This window comes from Polaromonas sp. P1_E1_2 (assembly GCF_056406035.1).
This window is the reverse complement of the sequence record NZ_JBFUAZ010000365.1, coordinates 1-4,328: the sequence shown is the minus strand read 5'-3', so window position 1 is coordinate 4,328 and position 4,328 is coordinate 1. Positions and strand designations below refer to the sequence as shown.

Annotated in this window: 6 protein-coding genes; 1 reads left to right on the top strand and 5 read right to left on the bottom strand. The window is 63.1% G+C overall.

Annotated elements, in window-relative coordinates:
* Positions 1–453: energy transducer TonB family protein (locus AC1D1P_RS15750; RefSeq protein WP_477673620.1), on the top strand; the 453-nt coding region annotated here is incomplete at its 5' end.
* Positions 454–482: 29 nt separating this feature from the next.
* Here the strand turns inward: AC1D1P_RS15750 and AC1D1P_RS15745 are convergent.
* The 5 genes from AC1D1P_RS15745 to AC1D1P_RS15725 form a co-directional block, all read right to left on the bottom strand.
* Positions 483–1,670: a DSD1 family PLP-dependent enzyme gene (locus AC1D1P_RS15745; RefSeq protein WP_477670044.1), complete on the bottom strand. Its 1,188-nt coding sequence runs from the start codon at positions 1,668–1,670 to the stop codon at positions 483–485.
* 24 nt (positions 1,671–1,694) lie between these two features.
* Complete coding sequence (locus AC1D1P_RS15740) at positions 1,695–2,369, bottom strand: histidine phosphatase family protein (protein WP_477670045.1); 675 nt, start codon at positions 2,367–2,369, stop codon at positions 1,695–1,697.
* Positions 2,370–2,514: 145 nt separating this feature from the next.
* The gene (locus tag AC1D1P_RS15735) at positions 2,515–3,135 is read right to left on the bottom strand and encodes a DUF4136 domain-containing protein (protein WP_477670046.1); all 621 of its coding nucleotides are present in this window, start codon (positions 3,133–3,135) and stop codon (positions 2,515–2,517) included.
* Positions 3,136–3,188: 53 nt separating this feature from the next.
* Complete coding sequence (gene ttcA, locus AC1D1P_RS15730) at positions 3,189–4,139, bottom strand: tRNA 2-thiocytidine(32) synthetase TtcA (RefSeq protein WP_477673619.1); 951 nt, start codon at positions 4,137–4,139, stop codon at positions 3,189–3,191.
* 20 nt (positions 4,140–4,159) lie between these two features.
* Positions 4,160–4,328, bottom strand: a 169-nt coding sequence (locus AC1D1P_RS15725; protein ID WP_477673621.1) for a dihydroneopterin aldolase, incomplete at its 5' end; no start/stop codon positions are given.

Here is a 4,328-nt window from a genome sequence, read left to right as displayed (position 1 = left end):
ATGCTTTGTTGGGCAATGGCGGTCGGGGGCTGCGCGGTCCCTGCACCGGGACCGCGCACGCCCAATCCAGCCGTGCCTCTCGCTTCCACGTCCAGCCTGCCGGAATTCCCCGAGCTGTTCCGGCAGATGGGAAAACTCTACGCTGATCATCCGCAGGCGCCGCAGATGCAGGACGGCGACGGTATGGGGCAAAAAATTTCCATCGCGCGCGTGCGCAAGCCCGGCGCGCTCGACGCCTTGCAAGCTTACCGCGCGCAGGGAGTGCATGGCCGCGTCGTCGTGATCACACTGCTGGACGCCGAGGGCAAGCTGCTCGATGCGCGGGTGCTGTCGTCCACGCATGCCGAACTCAATGGGGCCGTACTGCAGTCGGCACGCGAAGCGGAGTACCGGGGCGGGCGCATCAATGGCGCGCCCTCGCCGATGTATGCAGTCTACGGCGTGAACTTCTAGGCGCGCTTCTCAGACGCCATGCCGGCAGGTCAGGTCAGCGCGCCACGCGCATCAACCTGGTAAATGCGCTGCACTGTGCCGTGGCGCAGACCACCGGCCACGCCAATCATGGCGTCGTGCAAATTCACGGTGGGGTCGCAGTGGCCGGGAATCAGCCACAGCATGCTGCCCAGGCCGGGCAGGCGCTTGCTGTCGCCCGCGGGCCGCAAAATGCCGTGCTCGTCGCCGCCATTGAAATAGGCCAGCTCGCTTTCACTGTCAAAGGCATGCACCAGCGGCAGGCCGGAATCAATGGCGTGGCTTTTGTGGCCGGCGTCGCACACCGCATGGCTGCCGTGCGTGCTGATCACCTGGGTTTTGACGAACAGCGCGTGTTCGAACTGCGGCTGCGACGGGTCCCGTTCGTTTTGGGCGTAGTCGGCGTCCATGAACATGAAGGAGCCGGCCTGCAGTTCGCCATAGACGCCGCTGGCGGCTTCCAGCATCAGGCTGCCGGTGCCGGCCCCCGTGACCAGGTCTACCGTGATGCCCTGGGCTTCTATCAGTTTGCGCGTCAGGAGCACGGCCTCCACCGCCCTGGCGATGGCGTCGCGCCTTTCCTGGGCGCTTCGCATGTGCTGGGCCTTGCCRTGGTAGGCCTGCARGCCGGCAAAACGCAGCGCGGGGTGYTTGCGGATTTCCAGCACCAGCGTGACGGCGGCSGCGCCGGGCTCGACACCGCAGCGGCCCTGGCCAACGTCAATTTCCACAAACACGTCGATCACAGTGGCGCCCGCGCTCTTGTTGTTGATGCGGGCCTCCGTCATGGCCTGCGCCAGGCGGATTACGCCTTCGGTGCTGTCCACCGCAATGGCAAGGTGCCCACCCTGGGCCGCGACTTTTTGCGTGAGCGCCGCCACACGGGCCAGCTTGCCCGGGGCGATCACTTCATTGCTGATGTAGACGTTGTACACACCGCCGGCCACCAAGATTTCGGCTTCGGACGTTTTTTGCACGCACACGCCAATGGCGCCGGCCCGCATCTGCGCCTTGGCCAGCGCGACACTTTTGTGCAGCTTGGCATGGGGACGCCAGCGAACGTTGTGCTTCTTGGCAAATTCGGCCATGCGCGCGAGGTTGCGCTTCATCGCATCCAGGTCGATGACCAGGGCGGGGGTATCGATGTCGTTGACCGGTTTGCCGATCAGTTCGGCCAGATGGGATGGCAGGGTGCTCATGGATACGTAGAAGTTTATCTGTGCCTATTGTGCGCCGACACCGGAACCGGCCTCGCCGCCGGCAAATCCGTCATCCAGCGCAATGCCGTCCAGGTGCTGGGTGTCGGCCCAGCCTACCAGTGAAAAACCCTGGGGCGTCCAGAGCAAGCGGTTGATGGCCGTGTTGCCCAGCGCCCAGGTGCGTGGGGCCTGGATGTCCAGCCGCGTGGCGGCGCGGTACAGCACGTCCATCACCCCGCCGTGGCCGACCATGGCGATCAGCTCGCCCGGGTGGGCGGCTGCCAGGCGCTCGGCGGTAGTGACCACACGACTACGCAAATCGAGCAATGATTCACCGCCAGCGGGCGCAAATTCCGGGTCCCGCTTGCGCCATCGCATCGACTGCTCGGGCAGCAGCGCCTCGATCTCCGAAAAGGTTTTCCCTTCAAAGTCGCCGAAGCCGCGCTCCCGCAGGCCTTCCTCACGCGTCACCTCGATGCCCAGTGCACGGCCCAGGTACTCCGCGGTTTCCCAGGCGCGTGTCAGATCGCTGGCGTAGATGGCGGTGATGGGTTCCTCGGCCAGCGCGAGCGCCATGCGCTCAGCCTGCCGGCGTCCAATGTCATTGAGGGGAATGTCCAGATGGCCCTGGATGCGGGTATCCACATTCCAGGTGGTCTCCCCATGCCGTATGGCAATAACGCGCGTCACTTCAGTCATGACACACCAACACGAAGGGGGTAATAGAAGCGAGAAGCGGTGCTAAGCCAGCCAGGGCCGCGGAACCGGCTTTGCCGGGCCGCAGGCGCAGCGGCCCCCCCGGGGGGTAGCGTAGTACGCGAAGCGACAAGCGTGGGGGCCACATCTACCTTGGGATCTCCACATTGATGCGGCGTGTCCCCGGCGGCGGCTGCGGGAAGCCGCGCAGTGCCGAGTCCAGCATGGCGGGCAGCACCGCCGGGGTGTCCGACCAGACGCCGTCGTGCAGGGCCCGTGTTTCATAGGCGACCTGGTTGGTGCGAAGGTCGCGCATCACGATGCTCAGCTCGCGCTTGAAATAGGTCGGCTCCGAGATTCCGCCGCCGATTGGGAACGACAGGCCGACCCCGACGCCGCGGCTACCGCCGCCCATGAACACACCGCTTCCAAACCCAAAACCGCCGTAGGGACTGTAGCCATAGGGGCCGCGGTCGATGATCTGGGTGTTGGCCACAATCTGCACGCTGTAGCGTGCGGCGGGCGGATTGAGCTCCATTCCCACCTTGGCCAGGGCGCTGCGCGCCATGCCCTCGAGGGCCTCCTGCGGCGAACCCGGGGCCTGCTGGGAGGGCAGGCGCTCAAAGCGGTAAGGTGTGCCCGGCGCCGGCGGCGCGCCGTTCCAGTTGTAGAAGGCAGTGACATCACTGTCGACCAGGCGCACGGTGGAACAACCCGCCATGACAAAAGCCATGGCAGCCATGAAGAAAATCGCGAACGCACGTTTCATGAGACCTCCAAAGCAATGAGTTGTTGAAAAACGAAGAACGCTGAAAAAACCAGTCAACCGGAATGAACACCGATCACGGACAATCCCGGAGGCACCGGCTCCCAGAACTCCTCAGTGTCAAAAGCCTTGTCGCCTTCCGGGTCGGCAATGCCCGTTGTCTTGATGCCCTTGAAATCGTGGCGCTTGTTGTCCATCAGGTGCGAAGGCACGATGTTTTGCAGTGACGCGAACATGTTTTCCAGCCGGCCGGGGAATTTTTTCTCCCATTCGCGCAGCATGTTGCCGACCTGCTTGCGCTGCAGGTTTTCCTGGCTGCCACACAGCGTGCACGGGATGATGGGAAATTCGCGCACCTGCGCCCAGCGCGTCAGGTCTTTCTCGGTCACGTAGGCCATGGGGCGGATGACGACGTTCTTGCCGTCGTCGCTCACCAGCTTGGGCGGCATGCCCTTGAGCTTGGCCGCAAAAAACATGTTGAGGAAAAACGTCTGCAGCATGTCGTCGCGGTGGTGGCCCAGCGCAACCTTTGTACAGCCGAGTTCACCCGCGACACGGTACAAAATGCCGCGGCGCAGGCGCGAGCACAGCGAGCACAGTGTTTTGCCTTCGGGGATCACGCGCTTGACGATGCTGTAAGTGTCCTGGTTTTCGATATGGAAGGGTACGCCAAGCTTGCCGAGATAGTCCGGCAGGATGTGCTCCGGGAAACCGGGCTGCTTCTGGTCGAGGTTGACGGCCACCAGTTCGAAATTGATGGGCGCTCGCTTTTGCAGCTTCAGCAAAATGTCGAGCATGGCGTAGCTGTCTTTGCCGCCCGAGACGCACACCATGACCTTGTCGCCCTCTTCAATCATGTTGAAGTCGACGATGGCGCGGCCGACTTCGCGGCATAGGCGTTTTTCCAGTTTGTGGTCTTCGCGCTCGATCTTCATGCTGTTTTGCACGCGCGCGGAGCTTTCCTGCTGCTCGTGTTCCGCGACAGCATCTTCCCAAACAGCACTCATATCATTCACTCCCATATCGTTCACCACTGTCCCGTCTCGATGCGAATGGCTACTTCGCAGTCGTCAAAAATTTCAAGTTTGGCGATCTTCACCCGCACGCCCAGCACGCCGGGCAACTTCATCAGCCGGTGCGCCAGCTTGCCGATCAGGCTTTCCAGCAAGTTGACGTGTTCCGAGGTGCATTCGGTG

Coding starts and splice junctions, on each gene's coding strand:
- AC1D1P_RS15740 (WP_477670045.1), bottom strand. CDS start 2,369: ATGACTGAAGTGACGCGCGTTATTGCCATACGGCATGGGGAGACCACC.
- AC1D1P_RS15735 (WP_477670046.1), bottom strand. CDS start 3,135: ATGAAACGTGCGTTCGCGATTTTCTTCATGGCTGCCATGGCTTTTGTC.
- ttcA (WP_477673619.1), bottom strand. CDS start 4,139: ATGAGTGCTGTTTGGGAAGATGCTGTCGCGGAACACGAGCAGCAGGAA.